The sequence below is a fragment of the Drancourtella massiliensis genome, from assembly GCF_016900655.1.
GTDB lineage: Bacteria > Bacillota > Clostridia > Lachnospirales > Lachnospiraceae > Sellimonas > Sellimonas catena.
The window spans coordinates 22,224-40,095 of sequence record NZ_JACJKH010000021.1; the positions used below are offsets into that span (position 1 = coordinate 22,224).

The 17,872-nt window shown below is 48.7% G+C and carries 18 protein-coding genes; all 18 read left to right on the top strand.

Going from position 1 to position 17,872, the window contains the following annotated elements; translation table 11 throughout:
* Window positions 1-6 precede the first annotated feature (6 nt).
* The 18 genes from ung to ftsX all read left to right on the top strand — a co-directional run bounded on the left by ung (window position 7) and on the right by ftsX (window position 17,859).
* Window positions 7-681 carry a uracil-DNA glycosylase gene (gene ung / locus H6A32_RS11525; protein WP_087169413.1) on the top strand — a complete coding sequence of 225 codons (675 nt, stop codon included), beginning with the start codon at window positions 7-9 and terminating at the stop codon, window positions 679-681.
* 18 nt (window positions 682-699) lie between these two features.
* Entirely contained in the window at window positions 700-1,071 is a 372-nt protein-coding gene (locus H6A32_RS11530) for an ArsR/SmtB family transcription factor (RefSeq protein ID WP_087169412.1), read from the top strand.
* 40 nt (window positions 1,072-1,111) lie between these two features.
* Window positions 1,112-1,648, top strand: coding sequence for a tetratricopeptide repeat protein (locus H6A32_RS11535; protein WP_204864405.1), 537 nt, complete (start codon window positions 1,112-1,114; stop codon window positions 1,646-1,648).
* On the top strand, window positions 1,645-2,883 hold the full coding sequence (gene hflX, locus H6A32_RS11540) for a GTPase HflX (protein ID WP_087252487.1): 1,239 nt from the start codon (window positions 1,645-1,647) through the stop codon (window positions 2,881-2,883). The genes H6A32_RS11535 and hflX overlap by 4 nt, the downstream gene beginning before the upstream one ends.
* Before the next feature lie 9 nt (window positions 2,884-2,892).
* Window positions 2,893-6,240: a helicase-exonuclease AddAB subunit AddB gene (addB, locus tag H6A32_RS11545; protein ID WP_204864406.1), complete on the top strand. Its 3,348-nt coding sequence runs from the start codon at window positions 2,893-2,895 to the stop codon at window positions 6,238-6,240.
* Window positions 6,241-6,245: 5 nt separating this feature from the next.
* Entirely contained in the window at window positions 6,246-9,803 is a 3,558-nt protein-coding gene (addA, locus tag H6A32_RS11550) for a helicase-exonuclease AddAB subunit AddA (RefSeq protein WP_204864407.1), read from the top strand.
* 9 nt (window positions 9,804-9,812) lie between these two features.
* A complete protein-coding gene (locus H6A32_RS11555; protein ID WP_087169407.1) occupies window positions 9,813-10,082 on the top strand; it encodes a DUF1294 domain-containing protein in 270 nt (89 codons plus the stop codon).
* A gap of 15 nt (window positions 10,083-10,097) precedes the next feature.
* Window positions 10,098-11,000: a carbon-nitrogen hydrolase family protein gene (locus H6A32_RS11560; RefSeq protein WP_204864408.1), complete on the top strand. Its 903-nt coding sequence runs from the start codon at window positions 10,098-10,100 to the stop codon at window positions 10,998-11,000.
* 1 nt (window position 11,001) lies between these two features.
* Entirely contained in the window at window positions 11,002-11,376 is a 375-nt protein-coding gene (gene crcB, locus H6A32_RS11565; protein ID WP_087169405.1) for a fluoride efflux transporter CrcB, read from the top strand.
* A 203-nt stretch (window positions 11,377-11,579) separates the two neighbouring features.
* Window positions 11,580-11,900: a PadR family transcriptional regulator gene (locus H6A32_RS11570; protein ID WP_087169404.1), complete on the top strand. Its 321-nt coding sequence runs from the start codon at window positions 11,580-11,582 to the stop codon at window positions 11,898-11,900.
* Entirely contained in the window at window positions 11,900-12,628 is a 729-nt protein-coding gene (locus H6A32_RS11575) for a DUF1700 domain-containing protein (protein ID WP_087252492.1), read from the top strand. Before H6A32_RS11570 ends, H6A32_RS11575 begins: the two co-directional genes overlap by 1 nt.
* 1 nt (window position 12,629) lies before the next feature.
* Window positions 12,630-13,463 carry a DUF4097 family beta strand repeat-containing protein gene (locus H6A32_RS11580; protein ID WP_087169402.1) on the top strand — a complete coding sequence of 278 codons (834 nt, stop codon included), beginning with the start codon at window positions 12,630-12,632 and terminating at the stop codon, window positions 13,461-13,463.
* A 50-nt stretch (window positions 13,464-13,513) separates the two neighbouring features.
* A complete protein-coding gene (locus H6A32_RS11585) occupies window positions 13,514-13,717 on the top strand; it encodes a PspC domain-containing protein (RefSeq protein ID WP_087169401.1) in 204 nt (67 codons plus the stop codon).
* 50 nt (window positions 13,718-13,767) lie between these two features.
* On the top strand, window positions 13,768-13,965 hold the full coding sequence (locus H6A32_RS11590; RefSeq protein WP_204864409.1) for a small, acid-soluble spore protein, alpha/beta type: 198 nt from the start codon (window positions 13,768-13,770) through the stop codon (window positions 13,963-13,965).
* A gap of 276 nt (window positions 13,966-14,241) precedes the next feature.
* Window positions 14,242-14,940: a WecB/TagA/CpsF family glycosyltransferase gene (locus H6A32_RS11595; RefSeq protein WP_171027885.1), complete on the top strand. Its 699-nt coding sequence runs from the start codon at window positions 14,242-14,244 to the stop codon at window positions 14,938-14,940.
* 197 nt (window positions 14,941-15,137) lie between these two features.
* A complete protein-coding gene (locus tag H6A32_RS11600; protein ID WP_087169398.1) occupies window positions 15,138-16,226 on the top strand; it encodes a PucR family transcriptional regulator in 1,089 nt (362 codons plus the stop codon).
* Between the two features lie 48 nt (window positions 16,227-16,274).
* On the top strand, window positions 16,275-16,961 hold the full coding sequence (ftsE, locus tag H6A32_RS11605) for a cell division ATP-binding protein FtsE (RefSeq protein WP_087169397.1): 687 nt from the start codon (window positions 16,275-16,277) through the stop codon (window positions 16,959-16,961).
* Window positions 16,951-17,859, top strand: a complete 909-nt coding sequence (ftsX, locus tag H6A32_RS11610; protein WP_204864410.1) for a permease-like cell division protein FtsX — start codon at window positions 16,951-16,953, stop codon at window positions 17,857-17,859. The genes ftsE and ftsX overlap by 11 nt, the downstream gene beginning before the upstream one ends.
* The last annotated feature ends 13 nt before the right edge of the window (window positions 17,860-17,872 follow it).

Consider the following 17,872-nt stretch of genomic DNA (forward strand, 5'->3'; position numbering starts at 1 on the left):
GGCAGCATGGCAGCAATTCAGAATGACTGGCTGGATGCTCTGAAGGAGGAGTTCAGACAGCCTTACTATAAAAAATTATTTCAGACGGTCAACGAGGAGTACCGGACGAGGCAGATTTTCCCGCCGGCGGACGACATTTTCAATGCGTTCCACCTGACGCCGCTTCATGAGGTGAAGGTGGTGATACTGGGACAGGATCCGTATCACGGAGAGGGGCAGGCACACGGGCTCTGCTTTTCCGTAAGGCCGGGAGTGGACATTCCGCCTTCTCTTGTCAATATTTATCAGGAGCTTCACGATGATCTGGGATGCACGATCCCGAATCACGGATGCCTCACCAAATGGGCGAAGCAGGGAGTGCTGCTTTTGAATACGGTACTGACAGTACGGGCGCATCAGGCCAATTCCCACAAGGGAATCGGATGGGAAGAGTTTACGGACGCGGCGATCCGGAAATTAAATGAGCAGGACCGGCCGATCGTCTTTATGCTGTGGGGAAGACCGGCCCAGGCGAAGAAATCCATGCTTCACAATCCTAAGCATCTGATTCTGGAGGCCCCGCATCCGAGTCCGCTTTCCGCATACCGGGGATTTTTCGGAAGCAGGCCGTTCAGTCAGGCCAACCGGTTTCTGGAGGCACAGGGGGTAGAGCCTGTGGACTGGCAGATTGAGCCGATGTAAGAAAAGGGAGTATGATGTATGAGCAGAAAAATTGATTGTATGGAGACAGAGTGCTGTGACTGTATCGAGATCCACGGGGACTGTATCAAGAAGGTCATGGAACGGATGCCTGCGGAAGAGACACTGAATGATCTGGCCGCCCTGTTTAAGGTGTTCGGAGATCCGACGAGAGTGAAGATTCTCTATGTGCTCTTTCAGTCAGAGCTTTGTGTCTGTGATCTGGCGGAGGTACTGCATATGACACAGTCTGCGATTTCGCATCAGCTTCGGATTTTAAAGCAGATGAAACTGGTTAAGAGCAGACGTGAGGGGAAGACGGTGTTTTATTCGCTGGCGGATGACCATATACAGACAATTATGAATCAGGGAATGGAACACATACTGGAATAAGAACAGGGAATCATAAAGAAAGATAAGGGTGACAAGGGAAATGAAAAAGCGAGTTGGAATGATTATGGCGGCATGTCTTTTATCCTTTACGATGACAGGATGTGCCACACAGATTGATAAAGGGAAATCCCTTCTTGAGGAGGGAAACTATGAGCAGGCCGCCGAGGCTTTTGAAAAAGCTTCGAAGGATTCCGATATGGAACAGGAAGCATACCGGGGGCTTGGCATCAGCTATTACGAGCTGGAGCAGTATGACAAGGCGGTTTCCGCCTTTGAGTCGGCACTTGAGAAAGGGGCCGAGGCAACGCCGGAGCTTTATAATCTGCTTGGAATTTCGTATATGCAGAGCGGCCAGTATGAAAAAGCGGCAGACTCTTTTGAGACCGGCAGCCAGATGGAAGGCGCCGGGGATGATCTGAAAAAGGAAATGGCCTACAACCAGATCTTCTCTCTGGAAAAGGCAGGAAAGTATACAGAAGCCAGGGAAAAGGCGGACGCATATCTTCAGACCTGGCCGGATGACGAAGATGTGAAAAAAGAGGCAGAGTTTTTAGAAACACAGGCGGGAAATGAATGATTGAGACAGGAAGGAAAAAGGAAAAGGTAATTCTGGTGGCGGCGGCTCTGGATGATCTGGAAAAGGCAGAGCAGTCGCTGGATGAGCTTGGCGAGCTGGTAAAGACAGCGGGAGCGGAAGTGGCCGGACAGATGATCCAGCTAAGAGACGCGGTTCACCCGGGGACTTATATCGGAAGCGGGAAGCTCGACGAGTTAAAGTGGCTTGTATGGGAAAAGGAAGCGGACGGCATTGTCTGTGATGATGAGCTCAGCCCGTCCCAGATCAACAATCTGGAGGAAGTGCTGGACTGTAAGATTATGGACCGGACGCTTGTGATTCTCGATATTTTTGCGGCCAGAGCATCGACTAAAGAGGGAAAGATTCAGGTAGAACTGGCCCAGTTAAAATACCGGCAGTCGAGACTGACCGGACTTGGAAAGAGTCTTTCCAGGCTCGGTGGAGGAATCGGGACAAGAGGACCGGGAGAGAAGAAGCTGGAGATGGACCGGAGACTGATCAAAAGCCGGATCGCCCAGCTGAACCGGGAACTTGCGGATGTCCGCAGACACCGGGAGGTGACAAGGGAGCAGCGAAGCAGAAACCATATGCCGGTCTGTGCGCTTGTGGGATATACCAATGCCGGAAAGTCTACGCTGTTAAATACACTGACAGGTGCATCGGTGCTGGAAGAGGACAAGCTGTTTGCAACACTGGATCCGACAACCAGAGTGCTGAATCTTCCGGGAGGCCAGAAGATTCTTCTTACCGATACGGTCGGATTTATCAGCAAGCTTCCGCATAACCTGATCGAGGCATTCCGCAGTACGCTGGAAGAGGCAAAGTATGCGGATGTGATTCTCCATGTGGCGGACATGTCCAATCCACAGATGGATGAGCAGATGTATGTAACCTATGAGACACTGGAAGAACTCGGAGTGTTGAACAAGACCGTGATTACGGTGTTTAATAAATGTGACAAAGCAGGAGAAGACCTTTTGATCCGGGATTTCAAGTCGGATGCAAGAGTCGTGGTCTCTGCAAAGACAGGGCAGGGACTGGATACGCTGAAAGAGATTCTGGAAGACTGGATCAGAGAACAGAGAATGGAGATTAAGCGTCTTTATCCGTATGCGGAGGCAGGAAAGATTCAGATGATCCGCGCCTACGGAGAAGTGACGAAAGAAGAGTATCAGGCGGATGGAATCTATATTGAAGGATTCGTTCCGAGAGAACTGTACGGAAAAGTGAATTAGGAGAATGTCATGGCATTACAGTTTATTTTTGGGAGTTCCGGTTCAGGGAAGTCCCATTCTCTATATCAGAAGACAGTAGAAGAAGCGGCTGCAAATCCGGAGAAGACTTATATTGTTCTCGTGCCGGAGCAGTTTTCCATGCAGACTCAGAAAGATCTTGTGGAGGCAAGCCCGAATCATGCGATCATGAATATTGATGTGTTAAGTTTTGGAAGGCTTGCTTATCGTGTCATGGAAGAGACCGGGGGAAACGACCGGATTGTTCTGGATGACGAGGGGAAAAATCTGATTCTCCGGAAGATTGCGGGGGATTATGAGGACGATTTGACTGTCCTTCGTGGAAATCTGAAGCGGCAGGGGTATATCAGCGAAGTGAAATCGGTCATTTCCGAGTTTACCCAGTACGATATTGGAGAAGAAGAGCTTGACCGGATGATGGAGCAGGCGGGGGAAGGAACCTCGCTTTATTATAAGCTTTCTGATTTGAAGAAGGTGTACGAAGGCTTCTATGCCTATCTGGAGGAAAAATATATCACAAGAGAGGAGATTCTGGATCTGCTCTGCGAGAGGGTGCCGCAGTCTGCCATTCTGCGGGACAGCATCATTGCGCTGGACGGCTTTACCGGATTTACCCCGGTTCAGAACCGGCTGCTGGAGCAGCTTCTCAAGGTGTGTCAGGATGTCCGGGTGACAGTGACGATTCCGAAGAATGAGAATCCTTATCTTTATCAGGGACCGTACCAGCTGTTTTCTCTCAGTAAAGAGATGACGACAAAGCTCCTTGCCATCTGCCGGGAGAAGAAGATTACGGTGAACGATCCCGTATGGATGGACGGAGAGATTCCGTACCGGTTCCGCGAAAATACTCCGATGGCCTTTCTGGAACGTCATCTTTTCCGCTACGGCAAGGCCCGTTACGAAGAAGAACAGGACCGGATCCGGATCTGCCATGCGGCAACGCCGGGGCAGGAAGTGGAAGCGGCAGCAAGAAAGATCCGTTCCCTTGTCCGGACAAAGGGATGGAGATACCGGGATTTTGCGGTGATCGTGCCGGATCTGTCCGCTTATTCGGATGATATCCGGACAATTTTTTCCGAATACGGGATTCCGGTATTTGCAGACCAGAAACGAAGTGTGCTGTTAAATCCATTTGTAGAATACGTCCGCAGTGTGACGGCCATGATCCAGAAGGGATTTACCTACGAAAGCGTATTCCGGTTTCTGAGGACGGGCCTTAGCGGATTTACGATGGAGGAAGTTGACACACTGGAAAACTATGTGCTTGCCCTTGGAATCCGGGGATACAAAAAGTGGCAGGGCGCCTGGATCCGGAAAAGCAAAGGGATGAGCGAAGAAGAGCTTGCAAAAGTCAATCATCTTCGTGTCCGGTTTATCGAAAAGGTGGACAGCCTTGTCTTCGTGTTGCGGCAACAGAAAAAGACGGTAAGGGACATTACGGAAGCGCTTTATGATTTTCTCGTGCAGGAAGGAATGTACGGGAAGGTTCGGGAGCAGGAACAGGTTTTTGAGAAGAGCGGCGAGGCCGCCCTTGCAAAGGAGTATTCTCAGGTTTACCGGATTGTCATCGATCTGTTTGATAAATTTGTAGCGCTTCTCGGGGAGGAGAAGGTTTCTCTGGAGGAATACGGGGAGCTTCTGGACGCCGGACTCGAGGAAGCCAAAGTCGGTGTCATTCCGCCGGGAATTGATGAAGTTATGGCCGGGGACATGGAGCGGACGAGGCTTACTGATATCAAAGCCCTGTTTTTCCTTGGCGCAAACGACAGCTTCCTTCCAGGGCAGCTTGGCTCGGGCGGGCTGCTCTCCGAGTATGACCGGGAGAAAATCCGGTCCGGAGGGACGGAACTTTCCGCCGGAGGGAAAGAACAGGCCTATATTCAGAAATTTTATCTGTACACGATGCTGACTAAACCACAGGAACTGCTGTACCTGTCTTATGCTTCGGTGGCGGCGGACGGGACTTCTCTCAGACCGTCTTATCTGATCCGGGATATTCAGAAGCTGTTTCCGCGTCTGACTGTGACGCGGGAGGAGGAACGGACCCTGAAAGAGACGGAACTGACCGGGAAAAACGGTCTGGAACTTCTGATCCGGGGACTTCAGAATGAGGAGACGGAAGATCCGCAGTGGCAGGAGCTTTATGCCTGGTATAAAAAGGATTTGAAACGCAGTCAAAGTCTGGAACAGGTGATGCAGGCACATTTTTACCGGATGCCGGATGACCGTCTCTCAAAGAAGGCGGCAGAGATTCTTTACCGGGAAGGAATCGACAAAGGTGTGACCCGTCTGGAGAAATATGCATCCTGTGCTTTTGCGCATTTTATGGCCTACGGCTTGCGGTTAAGCGAGCGGCAGGAGTATGAATTCAAGCCTCTGGACTGGGGAAATCTCTTCCACAAGGCGATGGAGCATTTTGCGGGGAAGGCAGAAAGACTGGAGATCCCGGTTACGGATATCACCGACGAGATGCGCCGGGAAATGGTGGACGCCTGCGTGGAGGAAAGTATCATTGATTATGAAAATACCGTGCTTTACAGTACGAAGCGCCGGGAATATCTGATTACGAGAATGAAGAGGCTTGTGGACCGGACGGTATGGGCGCTGCTTCGTCAGCAGAAAATGGGGGATTTCCGGCAGACCGGGACAGAAGTCCGGTTTGCGGGAGGCGTCATCGACCGGGTCGATACGTGTGAAGATGAAAATCAGGTCTATGTCAAGGTGACGGATTATAAGACCGGATCCAAGTCCTTTGACATCACGTCCTTTTATTACGGACTTCAGCTTCAGCTTGCGGTCTACATGAATGCGGCCCTGGAGCTGGAGCGGAAGAAGCATCCGAGCAAGGAAGTGATTCCGGCGGGAATCTTTTATTATCAGATGAAGGATCCTATGGTTTCAAAATCTGACAAAGAGCAGGCAGAGGAAGATCTGTTAAAGGAACTCCGTCCCGATGGTCTTGTGAATTCCGATCCGGATGTTCTCGGACATCTGGATCATACGGGGGCGAAAAGTTCTCTTGCGGCGCCGTTTGGAAGGAACAAAGACGGAAGTGTTTCTAAAACCTCCCGGGCCGCGTCAAAGGCGGAATTCGGACTTCTGTCTTCTTATACAAAGAGGAAGACGAAGCAGCTTAAAGAAGAGATTCTGGAAGGAAATGTCAAAAAGGAGCCTTACGAACTGGGGATGAGCACCGGGTGCGATTACTGCCCGTACCACAGTATCTGCGGGTTTGATGAGAGAATTGAGGGGTGCGGATACCGAAGCCTTGTATCGAAGAAACGGGAGGAGATTTTCCGGCTGATTGCGCAGGAACTCTCGGAACAGGAAGGGGAGTGAGAATCATGGGATGGACAAAAGAACAGGAGCAGGTCATAGCGGCCAGAGGATGTAATCTTCTTGTTTCGGCGGCGGCAGGTTCCGGAAAGACCGCTGTCCTTGTGGAGCGGATCATTACCAGGCTGACGGAAGGGGAAGATCCTCTTGACGTGGATCGGCTTCTCGTTGTGACCTTCACAGAGGCAGCGGCAGCCGAGATGAAAGAGAGAATCCGCGGCGCCATTGAAAAAAAGCTGGAGACAGATCCGGACAATGCGCATCTGCAGCGGCAGGCAACGCTCATCCACCATGCAAAGATCACGACGATCCACAGCTTCTGTCTGTCTGTGATCCGGGATTATTTCCACACGATTGATCTGGAACCGGGATTTCGGACGCTGGAAGAAGGAGAACGAAAACTTCTGATGCAGGAAGTGATGGAAAACCTTCTGGAAGAGGAGTATGCAAAAGGGGAAAGCTCATTTACTGACTTTGTAGAGATGGCATCAACGGGAAGAGACGACAAAAAAGTCGAGGAGTTGATTCTGGAGCTCTATGAGTTTTCACGAAGCAATCCGGATCCGGAAGAATGGCTTCTGGACAGCATCGAAGGATATGAATCCGTCAAAAGCGAACCGTGGGGTACGCTTCCGTTTGTTGAGGCGGCAGTGGAGCATACGAAGGCAACGCTGGAGGATATGGAAAGTGAACTGCGTTACGCGGCAGAGCTGTGTGAGGAGCCGGACGGACCGGCCGCATATGCCGATACGATTTCCTCGGATATCGGACTGATCCGCTCTCTGCGGTCAGAGGAGACCTTTGGGGAGCTTCAGGAGCAGATTGCGGGGGCGTCGTTCGCAAGGCTTGCGGCGAATAAAGATAAATCAGTTTCCGAGGAGAAGACGGCATTTGTCAAGTCCTTGCGGGATCAGGTTAAAAAGGAACTGTCCGCTCTGAAAGAACAGTTCTTCTATGAGACCGAGGCGGATTTAAAAGAGGATATGGAACAGGCAGCCCCGTTTGCCGGGGAGCTTGTGCGCCTGACAATTGCGTTTGGACGGGCTTTTGAAGAAAAGAAGAGAAATGCCGGTGTGATTGACTTTGGGGATATGGAGCAGTATGCGCTCCGGATCCTGAAAAAAGAAGAAATCGCCGAGGAATACCGGAAGAAATACGAAGAGATCATGATCGATGAGTATCAGGACAGCAACCTGATTCAGGAGACGCTTCTGATGCAGATTTCACGGATCAGTCATGGGCAGTACAATGTCTTTATGGTAGGGGATGTGAAGCAGAGCATCTACCGGTTCCGGCTTTCCAGGCCGGAGCTTTTCATGGCAAAGTACGCATCCTATGAGACGGCCGGAGAGGGGGACCGGCGCAGAATTGACCTGCACAAAAATTTCCGCAGCCGGGGGGAAGTGCTGGATGCGGTCAATTTCCTGTTTTATCAGATCATGACAGTATCTCTTGGAAGAGTGGAGTACGACGAGCAGGCGGCCCTGTACGTGGGGGCACAGTTCGAGGAAAAGGAAGGATTTGATACGGAGATCCTGCTGATCGAAGAGGGAGAGTCGCTGGAGGCAAAAGAGCTGGAAGCGCGGGCTGTGGCGGCCCGGATCAAGGAGCTTCTGAAAAATACGGAGGTGCTGGACAAGGAGACCGGTGTCTATCGAAAGGCATCCTACAGAGATATCGTGATTCTTCTCCGAAGCCTCAAAGGGTGGACGGATGTCTTTTCGAAGGTGCTGAATGAGGAAGGAATTCCGACATTCTGCGGGACAAAGGAAGGATACTTCCAGACAAGGGAGATCAGTCTTCTTTTGGACTATCTGAAAATTCTGGATAATGAAAAGCAGGATCTTCCGCTTGCGGCAGTGCTTTCCTCCTGTTTTGGCGGACTGACAAATGAGGAGCTTGCAAGGATCCGGTGCGCGTATCCGGAAGAGCCGTTTTACCAGGCGGCGGCAGATTTTGCGAGGGACACGAAAGATGAGAAACTTGGCGTATTTTACGAACAGGTACACAGGTTTCGGGAACAGGTGCCGTACACAGCGATTCATGAACTGCTGGAGCAGGTTGTATCTCAAACCGGATACCGGGACTATGTCCTTGCCATGCCGGGCGGCATACAAAGAAGAGCGAATCTGGATATGCTGATCGAGAAGGCAAAAGCGTATGAAAGCACGAGTTACAAAGGACTATTTCATTTCCTGCGGTACGTGGAGCAGCTGCAGAAATATCAGGTCGATTACGGGGAAGCCAATACAAGCGATGAGATGGCTGACACGGTGCGCCTCATGAGTATTCATAAAAGTAAAGGTCTGGAGTTCCCGATCGTGATTGTCTCCGGAATGGGAAAGAAGTTTAATACCCAGGATATTCAGAGAAAGGTGGTTATCCATCAGGATCTGGGGATCGGTGTGGATGCAGTCTATTTAAAAGAGCGGATGCAGGCACCGTCCTTTTTGAAAAAGATGATCCAGAATGAAACACGGCTGGAAAATCTGGGAGAGGAGCTCCGTGTCTTATATGTGGCACTTACAAGAGCAAAGGAAAAGCTTATTATCACCGGAACTCTGAAACATGCCGGGGAAAAGCAAAAGCAGTATGAGCGGGTGAAAAGCCAGACAGAGAGGCAGCTTTCCTTCGGGCTTTTGCAAAAGGCAGGAAGCTATCTGGACTTCCTGATTCCGGCGCTGGTCCGGCTGGATGATCCGGAATGGTCAGAGAAGGTGCCGATTCGTGTAGAAATTCTGACGGAAGAAGACGTGCTGATGGAATCCGTGATGGAGGAAGAAAGAAAACAGATCCGCAGGGAGGATATCGAAGCCATTGATCCGGAGCAGCTCTATGATGAGGAAATCCGGAATCATCTGATGGAAAGCTATCTCTTCCGGTATCCGTATGAAGAGGAAAGCCGGTGGAAGAGAAAGTTTTCTGTATCGGAACTGAAACGGGCGGCGCATGAGCCGCAGCCGGAAGAAGAGGAAAGTGTCCGTATGTTTGAGAAGCCGGAAGAAGAGATCATCCCAAAATTCCGGAAAGGGGAAACGAAGATCCGGGGAGCGGCAAGAGGAACAGCCTACCACCGGATTCTGGAACTTCTGGATTTTGGAAAATCCTATACCATGGAAACACTGGAAGAGGAAATCCGGCAGTTCGTGGAAGCGGAAAAAATCGATGAGGCATCCGCCGGGGCTGTGGAAAGAGAAGACATTCTGAAGTTCTTACAGTCGGACTGTGCGGCCCGGATGCAGAAAGCGGCACAGAACGGAAAGCTGAAAAAAGAGCAGCCGTTTGTGCTTGGCGTGGAAGCAGACCGGATTTATCCGGAAAACGGCGGAGAAAAAAGTGGAGAACTTCTGATTGTGCAGGGGATTATTGACCTGTTTTTCGAGGAAGACGGGGAAATCGTCCTGCTCGATTATAAGACTGACCGTGTCAGAACGGAAGAAGAACTGACAGGGCGTTACCGTATTCAGCTGGAATACTATCAGGAAGCTCTGGAAAAGAGTCTTGGAAAACATGTAAAAGAAAAACTGATCTATTCCTTTGCACTTGGAAAGGAGATCAGAGTATAGGAGGAAGCGATGATCTGGCAGTACCTGCTTTTGGTGATGGCGGCCTGGAACGTAATCGTACTGATAATGTACGGAATTGATAAATGGAAGGCGAAGCATGACAGATGGCGGATTTCCGAGGCAGCGCTCCTTGGAAGTGCCTTCTGCCTTGGAGGGGCGGGAGCTCTTTTTGGCATGACCGTTTTTCGCCATAAGACAAAAAAATGGAAATTCCGGATTCTGGTACCGCTCTCTGTTGTTTTACAGGCGGCAGTTGTGTACGGAATCCTTCCGCGATAAAGGAGAGCAAAAGAAATGAAAATTGCACTGGTACAAAAAAAGGCAGTGCCGAATGATGTGAAAGCAAATCTGGATCTGGCTGTCCGTTATATGGAGGAAGCCGGGCGGGCAGGCGCGGATCTGGTGCTTTTCCCGGAAATGTGGTCGATTGGATATGCGCCGCCTTTTCCGGAGGCATTTGATGATCCCTTTCAGAAAGAAAGAGAAAAAGAGCGAAAGGCATGGATTTCTCAGGCGGTTGGAGAGGACAGTGCCTATATCCGGACACTCAGGGAGACGGCAAAGCGGCTCTCCGTCGGCGCAGTGATCACCGGTATGTATGAAGGGGAAAAAGGACCGCAGAATGAAGCATTTCTGATAGGAAGAGAAGGAGAAATCCTTCTTCGATATGCCAAGGTACATACGTGTGACTTTTCCCTGGAGGCGCTGTTACAGAGCGGTACGTCCTTTGAAACCGCAGAATTTGACGGCGTCCGGATCGGAATCATGATCTGCTATGACAGAGAATTTCCGGAAAGTGCAAGGGTTCTCATGCTGAAAGGAGCAGAACTGATTCTTGTGCCGAATGCCTGCGACATGAATCCCGCCCGCCTGCACCAGCTGGAGGCACGTGCCTTTGAAAATATGACCGGAATTGCCATGGCCAATTATCCGGGCAGGGGATGGGGACAGTCCTGTGCGTTTTCTCCGGTTGTGTTCGGTGAAGATGGATATCAGGATCCGACAATTCTGATGGCATCGGAGGAGGAGGGGATTCTGATGGCGGAGTTTCCTATAGAAGAGATCCGGGAGTACCGGAAAAACGAAACGTGGGGGAATGCCTACCGGAAAACCGGAGCCTATGAAAAGCTTCTGGATCCGGCTGTAGAAGAGCCGTTTATACGGCCTCCCCTGACAAAGGAAAAGGAGGAAGGTTAAGATGCCGGGAGTTTGTTATGTGGCGCTGGGAGGAGCGCTTGGCGCATCGGCAAGGTACGCACTGAGTCTTCTGCCGGTCAGGGGAGATTTTCCGGTCTGGACCTTCCTGACCAATCTGCTGGGCGCGGTGGTAATCGGTTTTCTGGCAGGAATACTGGCGGGGGAGGATCCTGATGTGTCAAAAAGACACGCATGGTTCTGGAAGACCGGATTCTGCGGAGGCTTTACCACATTTTCCACATTTTCGCTGGAAGCCTGGACGCTTCTGGAACAGGGAAAAATGCTGAGCGGAGGACTTTATATTGCCCTGAGTGTAATCTGCTGTCTGGCAGGTGTATGTCTTGGAAGAATGATTGCAGTTCAGGTGCGGGGATAGAAGACAGGAGAATCCTGGAAACGGGGTTCTCTTTTATTTTGCAGAAAAGTCCTTTGTGGCAGTCTTCAGAAAATCTTTCGCATTTCTTTTATATAAATTCATTGACGTACAATATTATACGACGTATAATATAGAAAACGATATGATATAGGAGTCAATAAGTTTCGGGGAGGATACCCCGGCATATAAAAGGAAGTGAGGCTATGGTTTTTAATACCGGAGCAGCCCTTTTGGATGCAATTGTGCTGGCGGTTGTATCGCGGGAAGAAGAGGGGACATACGGTTATAAGATTACGCAGGATGTCAGAAAGGCGATTGACATTTCCGAATCCACACTCTACCCGGTGCTTCGCAGACTGCAGAAAGATGAGTGCCTGGAGGTCTACGACAGACAGTATGACGGAAGGAACAGACGGTATTATAAAGTAACTGACAAGGGAGCGGTCATGCTGGAGCTGTACAGGTCCGAGTGGCTGAAATATTCAAAAAAGATTACTGATATTTTTGAGGGAGGAATGATTTGATGAATCGTCAGGAGTTTTTGGAAAGATTGAGAATACTTCTCGGCGATCTTTCAGAAGAAGAGCGGGAAGAGGCCGTCCAGTATTATGAAGACTATTTTGCGGATGCAGGACCGGAGATGGAGGAACAGATCATAAAAGAACTGGGAAGTCCGGAGAAAGTTGCCCTGATGATCCGGGAAGGATTAAGAGGGGAAGATGCAGGGGATGCGTACGCTGAGAATGGATTTTTTCAGAGCCGGTACGACGACAGAGAGGTGCCGGCGGACTATACGACAAGCAGCGGTTACACGGGAAAAGAGGAGTCGTACCGCGGATACGGAGACGGGCAGCCGGAGAGGAGGCCCTGGACCAGCAGGACATTAAAAATCATTTTGATCATACTTATTATCTGTGTAGGATTTCCTGTCGTGATTCCAATCGTCGGCGGAGCTGTAGCAGGGCTTTTTGGACTGATTGCAGGAGCCTTCGGAATCTTTTTTGCTTTTGTTATTTTTTCATTCTGCATTGCGGTTTGCGGAGTGGCGATGGCAGTGGCAGGAGTGACAGTAATGTTTTCTTCAATTTCAGCAGGATTCCTCGTCTGCGGAATCGGGCTTCTTTTGCTTTCCGCGGGAATTTTGCTTACCGTGTTCAGCGTCAGACTCTGCTGCGTCATGGTTCCGTCTATTTTCCGGGTGTTGACAGGAGTCACAAGGAGACTGTTTTACAGAGGAAAGGAGCGCGCATAGTATGAGAAAGAGGTGGAAAGGTGTTCTGATTACTTGTGGAATACTGGCTGTTCTGGGAGCGGGGATGTGTGTTTCGGCAGCAGCGATCGGAATAGACCGGTCAGAAATACCATCTGATTTTTTCCCGTATGTCAGATGGCTTCATGAAAATGACACAGAACATCACGAAAAAACAGGAGATACTGTATATTTCAAGAGTTTTTCGGGAATTCAAAGTCTGGATATCCGGGCAGAAGCAATGAAAGTCGAGGTAAAGACCAGTACGGACCAGTCCGGTCAGATAAGGATTGACACAAGAGATGTGGATACGGAGTCCGAGCTGGAAGTGAAAAAAGACGGGACAAAACTTGTGGTTCGCTCAGAAAAAGAAAGAAATAATCATTGGCAGGATGACTCGGATGCTACGGTGATTATTACTGTACCGAAGAAGATTGAATTTGATAAGGTAAAAGGATATGCCGGTGCAGGATCTATATGGTTTGAGGAGATTCGATGCGAGAAGCTGGATCTCGATGTTGGCGCTGGAGCTGTAGAGGCAGATACATTTTCGGCAGGGAAGATAGAGATTGAATGTGATGCAGGAAGTGTAGAACTGAGCAGAGGGAACAGCCCGTCCGATACAGACGTTTCCTGTAATGCAGGAGGCATTACACTCGAACTTTCCGGGGACCGGTCTGAATACGATTATAAGATGAAGGCAAGTGCAGGAGATATCAGTATCGACGGTGAATCCGTTGCTTCGGGACTTCAGGAAAACTATGATCAGGACCACGGAACAGGGAAAAAGATCAAAGCTGACTGTATGGCAGGAAGCATCGAAATTGTATTTAAATAATTCGGGAAGAAACGGAGAACTCAGATAAACGGACAGGAGGAATAGAAGATATGGAACCGGAAAAAAGATTATACCGTTCAAATCATGACAGGCTGCTCTGCGGAGTGTGTGCAGGTGTGGCAGAATATTTCCACATTGATCCGACCATCATACGGCTGGGATACGTTTTGTTTACCTGCGCAAGCTTCGGGACAGGAGTCCTGGGATATTTCATCGCGGCCGTTGTGATGCCGGAGCGTCCGGAAGGCGTATAAAGAAGGAAAAGGATGGAAATACTCTCTCCATGAAAGGAGAGGGTATTTTTATGTCTCAGAAAAAAGAAAAGAAAATCAACTTAAGCGAACTGACAGAAGAGGAAAAGTTAAAATACGAGATTGCGGAAGAACTTGGACTTCTGGACCAGGTGATGAATGACGGATGGAAGTCTCTTTCCTCGAAGGAGACAGGGAGAATCGGAGGAATGGTGAACCGAAGGAGGAGGGAAAAGAAAACCGGGGAGTGAATGGAGATACGCCAGGGGCAAGCTCGGAAATCGGAGGAGGGGAAATGGAAGAGGGAAGCGAAATGACCGATTTCCTCGCTTGATGGCTGTCGCCATACGCCCAGAAACATATGTACGCCGTCCAGCAAACGAGTTTGCTTTCCGTCGTCCAATGTTCCTGGCCCCCTGGCTTGTAGCTTTACAAAAGTGTTAATTTGTGTGAAGAGTTTGTGAGAATTGTTGAAATTCGGCTGGGGGTCTGCTATAATTGCCCGGTTAGGAATGATAGGTGATAGTATGTGTGAAAAGTTTGAGGTTTTAGGCGTACAATTAGACGGATATACAGCAAAAGAGGCAATGCAGGAAGCAATCCGCTATATGGAAACGGAACCGATCAGTACTATAGAGATCCTGGCCGGAACTTCAGTAATCGAACTGACAGAAACAGGTGATCTTCGGGAGAAGATTGCGCAGATGGATCTTCTTGTCGTGGGAGACAGGACACTTCTGGAGTTGTCGGGGGTGGAAGACCGGACGCTTCTTCGGGAGGCTGAAACGAATCTGTTTGTCAAGATGTTTCTCAGATATCTGAAAAAGGATCGTCGGAAAGTATTTCTGCTGGCGCCGGGAGACGACAAACAGGAAATTCTGAGGGAGTATCTGGAGCGGTACTATTCCGGAATTGAGATTTCCGGTGCCGAGATCGTTGAGGACAGGCCCGGAGTGAGTGATATGATTGTCAATAAGATCAATGGAGCTGAGATTGACTGTATCATTTCCGTGCTTCCATCTCCGCTTCAGGAAGATTTTATTGGCGAGAACAAGTCTGTGCTGGATGCCAGAATCTGGGTGGGCCTTGGTGAAGTAATTAAGAATATACAACAGAAAAATAATAAAAAAAGCCGACTGCAGGATTTTTTTGTAAAATTCAAACTGAAATCGGAAATAAAAAGGAAAGAAAAGGAACAGCAGGGGCAGTCGGGAAGCAAACAGTAATTTCGTCACAATGCACAGAGTCATGCAGTGGAAAGACCGGATGCGGGGAGAGGAAATGCATAAAAAAATGCTATTTCCTCTTTCTTTTTTTGTGAATTTATATTAATATATAACATAGGTGAGTTTTAGAAAACGAAAGAAAAGAACAATGCGATTGTGAAAATTGCATACAAAAAATGGAGAAAAGAGGAGTCGGAATGATATCAAACCAGATACTACAGAACACCATTGAAGGATTAAAGGGAATAACGAGAATTGATTTATGTGTCATGGATATCGATGGGAAGGTGCTGGCATCGACATTCCCTGAAAACGGCGATTATGAGAATGCGGTACTTTCTTTTGTAGCATCTCCGGCCGACAGCCAGGTGATCCAGGGATATCAGTTCTTCAAGATTTTTGACGAACATCAGCTGGAGTACATCCTTCTTGCAAACGGAGGAAATGATGACGTATATATGATCGGAAAGATTGCGGCATTCCAGATTCAGAATCTGCTTGTCGCATATAAAGAGCGGTTTGATAAAGATAATTTTATCAAAAATCTTCTGCTGGATAATCTTCTTCTGGTGGATATTTATAACCGTGCCAAAAAATTGCATATTGACACTGACGTCAGACGTGTTATCTTTATTATTGAAACTTCTCACGATAAAGATACGAATGCACTTGACAATGTTCGTACTCTTTTTGGTGGAAAGACAAGAGATTTCATCACGGCCGTAGACGAAAAGAATATTATTGTCGTAAAGGAGCTTTCCGCGGGAGAAGGCTATGCCGAGATGGAAAAGGTTGCCGAAGAGATGCTTTCTATGTTAAAATCAGAAGGCGAAGAGGGGGCTCATATCGCATACGGTACGATCGTAAGTGATATCAAGGAAGTGTCAAAATCATATAAAGAGGCAAAGCTTGCTCTGGATGTCGGGAAGATCTTCTTTGAGGAGAAGGATATCATTGCATACAGCGCGCTTGGCATCGGCCGGCTGATCTACCAGCTTCCGATTCCGCTGTGCAAGATGTTTATCAGGGAGATTTTTGAGGGAAAATCCCCGGATGACTTTGATGAGGAGACGCTGACAACAATCAACAAGTTTTTTGAAAACAGCCTGAATGTATCTGAGACATCGAGACAGCTGTATATCCATAGAAATACACTGGTATACCGTCTTGACAAGCTTCAGAAGAGCACCGGGCTGGATCTTCGTGTGTTCGAGGATGCCATTACTTTCAAGATTGCGCTGATGGTAGTCAAATACATGAAGTATATGGAGACACAGGAATACTAAAAGGCAGCCAGATTACAAGGAGTATCAGTAATTAGCAGGAGGAGACTTATGATTGAATTTAAGGAAGTAACGAAGGAGTATTCCAAAGGGATTGCTGCGCTCAATGGTGTAAACCTGAAGATTGAAAAAGGAGAGTTTGCATTTATTGTCGGTGACAGTGGTTCCGGGAAATCTACACTGATTCGTTTACTGTTAAAGGAACTGGATCCGACCAGCGGCAGTATTATTGTCAACGGCCAGAACCTGAACCGTCTGAAACACAGAAAGATACCTCAGTACCGGAGACATCTGGGGGTTGTATTCCAGGATTTCCGTCTTCTGAAAGACCGGAATATCTATGAGAATATTGCATTTGCTCTCCGCGTGACAGAGACATCACCGCGTATTATCAAGCAGAAAGTGCCGGCAGCATTGTCGCTTGTGGGTCTGGCACAGAAATATAAAGCGTTTCCGAAAGAACTCTCCGGAGGGGAACAGCAGAGGGTGGCCATTGCAAGAGCAATTGTTAATGAGCCTGCGATCCTGCTGGCGGATGAGCCTACGGGAAATCTCGACCCGACCAATTCATGGGAGATCATGAAGCTTCTTGAGGAGGCCAATGACCGTGGAACGACGGTCCTTGTCGTGACACATAACCAGGAAATCGTAAACGAGATGAAAAAACGCGTTATCACAATGAAGAAGGGCGTTATTGTAAGCGACGAACAAAAAGGTGGGTATAATAATGAAAATTAGTACAATAGGATATTCGACAAAGCAGGGGGTTAAGAACATTTTCCGTAACAAGCTGTTCTCACTTGCTTCTGTTGCAACGATGGCAGCATGTATTTTCGTGTTTGGCCTTTTCTTTGCGATCGTCATGAACTTCAATTACATGGTTCAGAAGGCAGAAGAAGGGGTTGCGATTACAGTTTTCTTTAATGAAGGCACCTCCGAAGAGCAGATTCAGGCCATCGGAGATGACCTGAAACAGCAGGACGGTGTCCTGAGAGTAGAGTACGTCTCAGGAGAACAGGCATGGGAAGAGTTCCAGGAAGATTATTTTGCAGGCAATGAAGATGCGGCAGAGGGATTTGCTGATGACAACCCGCTGATCAATTCCAATCACTATGAGGTGTATATGAGCGATGTCTCAAAACAGCAGGATATCGTAGAGCATGCACAGAGTCTGGAGGGAGTCGGCAATGTCAACAAATCTGACGTTGTTGCCAAGACACTGACAAGACTGAACTCCCTGATCTGGTATGTATCCATTGCGATTATCGCGATCCTGCTTGCTGTATCCGTATTCCTGATCAGCAACACAGTTACAATGGGTGTGACGGTACGGCGTGAAGAGATTGCCATTATGAAATATATCGGTGCGAAGGACGGGTTTGTCCGGGCGCCGTTTGTAATCGAAGGTCTTATCATCGGAATCGTGGGAGCGATTATTCCTCTGATTCTTCTCTACTTCATGTATAATAAGGCAGTAGAGTATATTATGGCGAGATTCAGTCTTCTGAACAATATTATTGATTTTATTCCTGTCATGGATGTTTACCGTACGTTGCTTCCGGTAGGGCTTGCTCTGGGTGCCGGTATCGGATTCCTTGGAAGTTTTATCACCATTCGGAAGCACTTGCGCGCGTAGTCATAAGGAGGAC

Bases quoted from the DNA above. Each gene is read 5' to 3' on its own strand.
- ftsE (WP_087169397.1), top strand. From the start codon at position 16,275: ATGATTGAATTTAAGGAAGTAACGAAGGAGTATTCCAAAGGGATTGCT.
- hflX (WP_087252487.1), top strand. From the start codon at position 1,645: ATGATTGAGACAGGAAGGAAAAAGGAAAAGGTAATTCTGGTGGCGGCG.
- H6A32_RS11580 (WP_087169402.1), top strand. From the start codon at position 12,630: ATGAGAAAGAGGTGGAAAGGTGTTCTGATTACTTGTGGAATACTGGCT.
- H6A32_RS11570 (WP_087169404.1), top strand. From the start codon at position 11,580: ATGGTTTTTAATACCGGAGCAGCCCTTTTGGATGCAATTGTGCTGGCG.
- H6A32_RS11575 (WP_087252492.1), top strand. From the start codon at position 11,900: ATGAATCGTCAGGAGTTTTTGGAAAGATTGAGAATACTTCTCGGCGAT.
- H6A32_RS11560 (WP_204864408.1), top strand. From the start codon at position 10,098: ATGAAAATTGCACTGGTACAAAAAAAGGCAGTGCCGAATGATGTGAAA.
- crcB (WP_087169405.1), top strand. From the start codon at position 11,002: ATGCCGGGAGTTTGTTATGTGGCGCTGGGAGGAGCGCTTGGCGCATCG.
- H6A32_RS11585 (WP_087169401.1), top strand. From the start codon at position 13,514: ATGGAACCGGAAAAAAGATTATACCGTTCAAATCATGACAGGCTGCTC.
- addA (WP_204864407.1), top strand. From the start codon at position 6,246: ATGGGATGGACAAAAGAACAGGAGCAGGTCATAGCGGCCAGAGGATGT.
- ung (WP_087169413.1), top strand. From the start codon at position 7: ATGGCAGCAATTCAGAATGACTGGCTGGATGCTCTGAAGGAGGAGTTC.
- addB (WP_204864406.1), top strand. From the start codon at position 2,893: ATGGCATTACAGTTTATTTTTGGGAGTTCCGGTTCAGGGAAGTCCCAT.
- H6A32_RS11530 (WP_087169412.1), top strand. From the start codon at position 700: ATGAGCAGAAAAATTGATTGTATGGAGACAGAGTGCTGTGACTGTATC.
- H6A32_RS11555 (WP_087169407.1), top strand. From the start codon at position 9,813: ATGATCTGGCAGTACCTGCTTTTGGTGATGGCGGCCTGGAACGTAATC.
- ftsX (WP_204864410.1), top strand. From the start codon at position 16,951: ATGAAAATTAGTACAATAGGATATTCGACAAAGCAGGGGGTTAAGAAC.
- H6A32_RS11590 (WP_204864409.1), top strand. From the start codon at position 13,768: ATGTCTCAGAAAAAAGAAAAGAAAATCAACTTAAGCGAACTGACAGAA.
- H6A32_RS11595 (WP_171027885.1), top strand. From the start codon at position 14,242: ATGTGTGAAAAGTTTGAGGTTTTAGGCGTACAATTAGACGGATATACA.
- H6A32_RS11600 (WP_087169398.1), top strand. From the start codon at position 15,138: ATGATATCAAACCAGATACTACAGAACACCATTGAAGGATTAAAGGGA.
- H6A32_RS11535 (WP_204864405.1), top strand. From the start codon at position 1,112: ATGAAAAAGCGAGTTGGAATGATTATGGCGGCATGTCTTTTATCCTTT.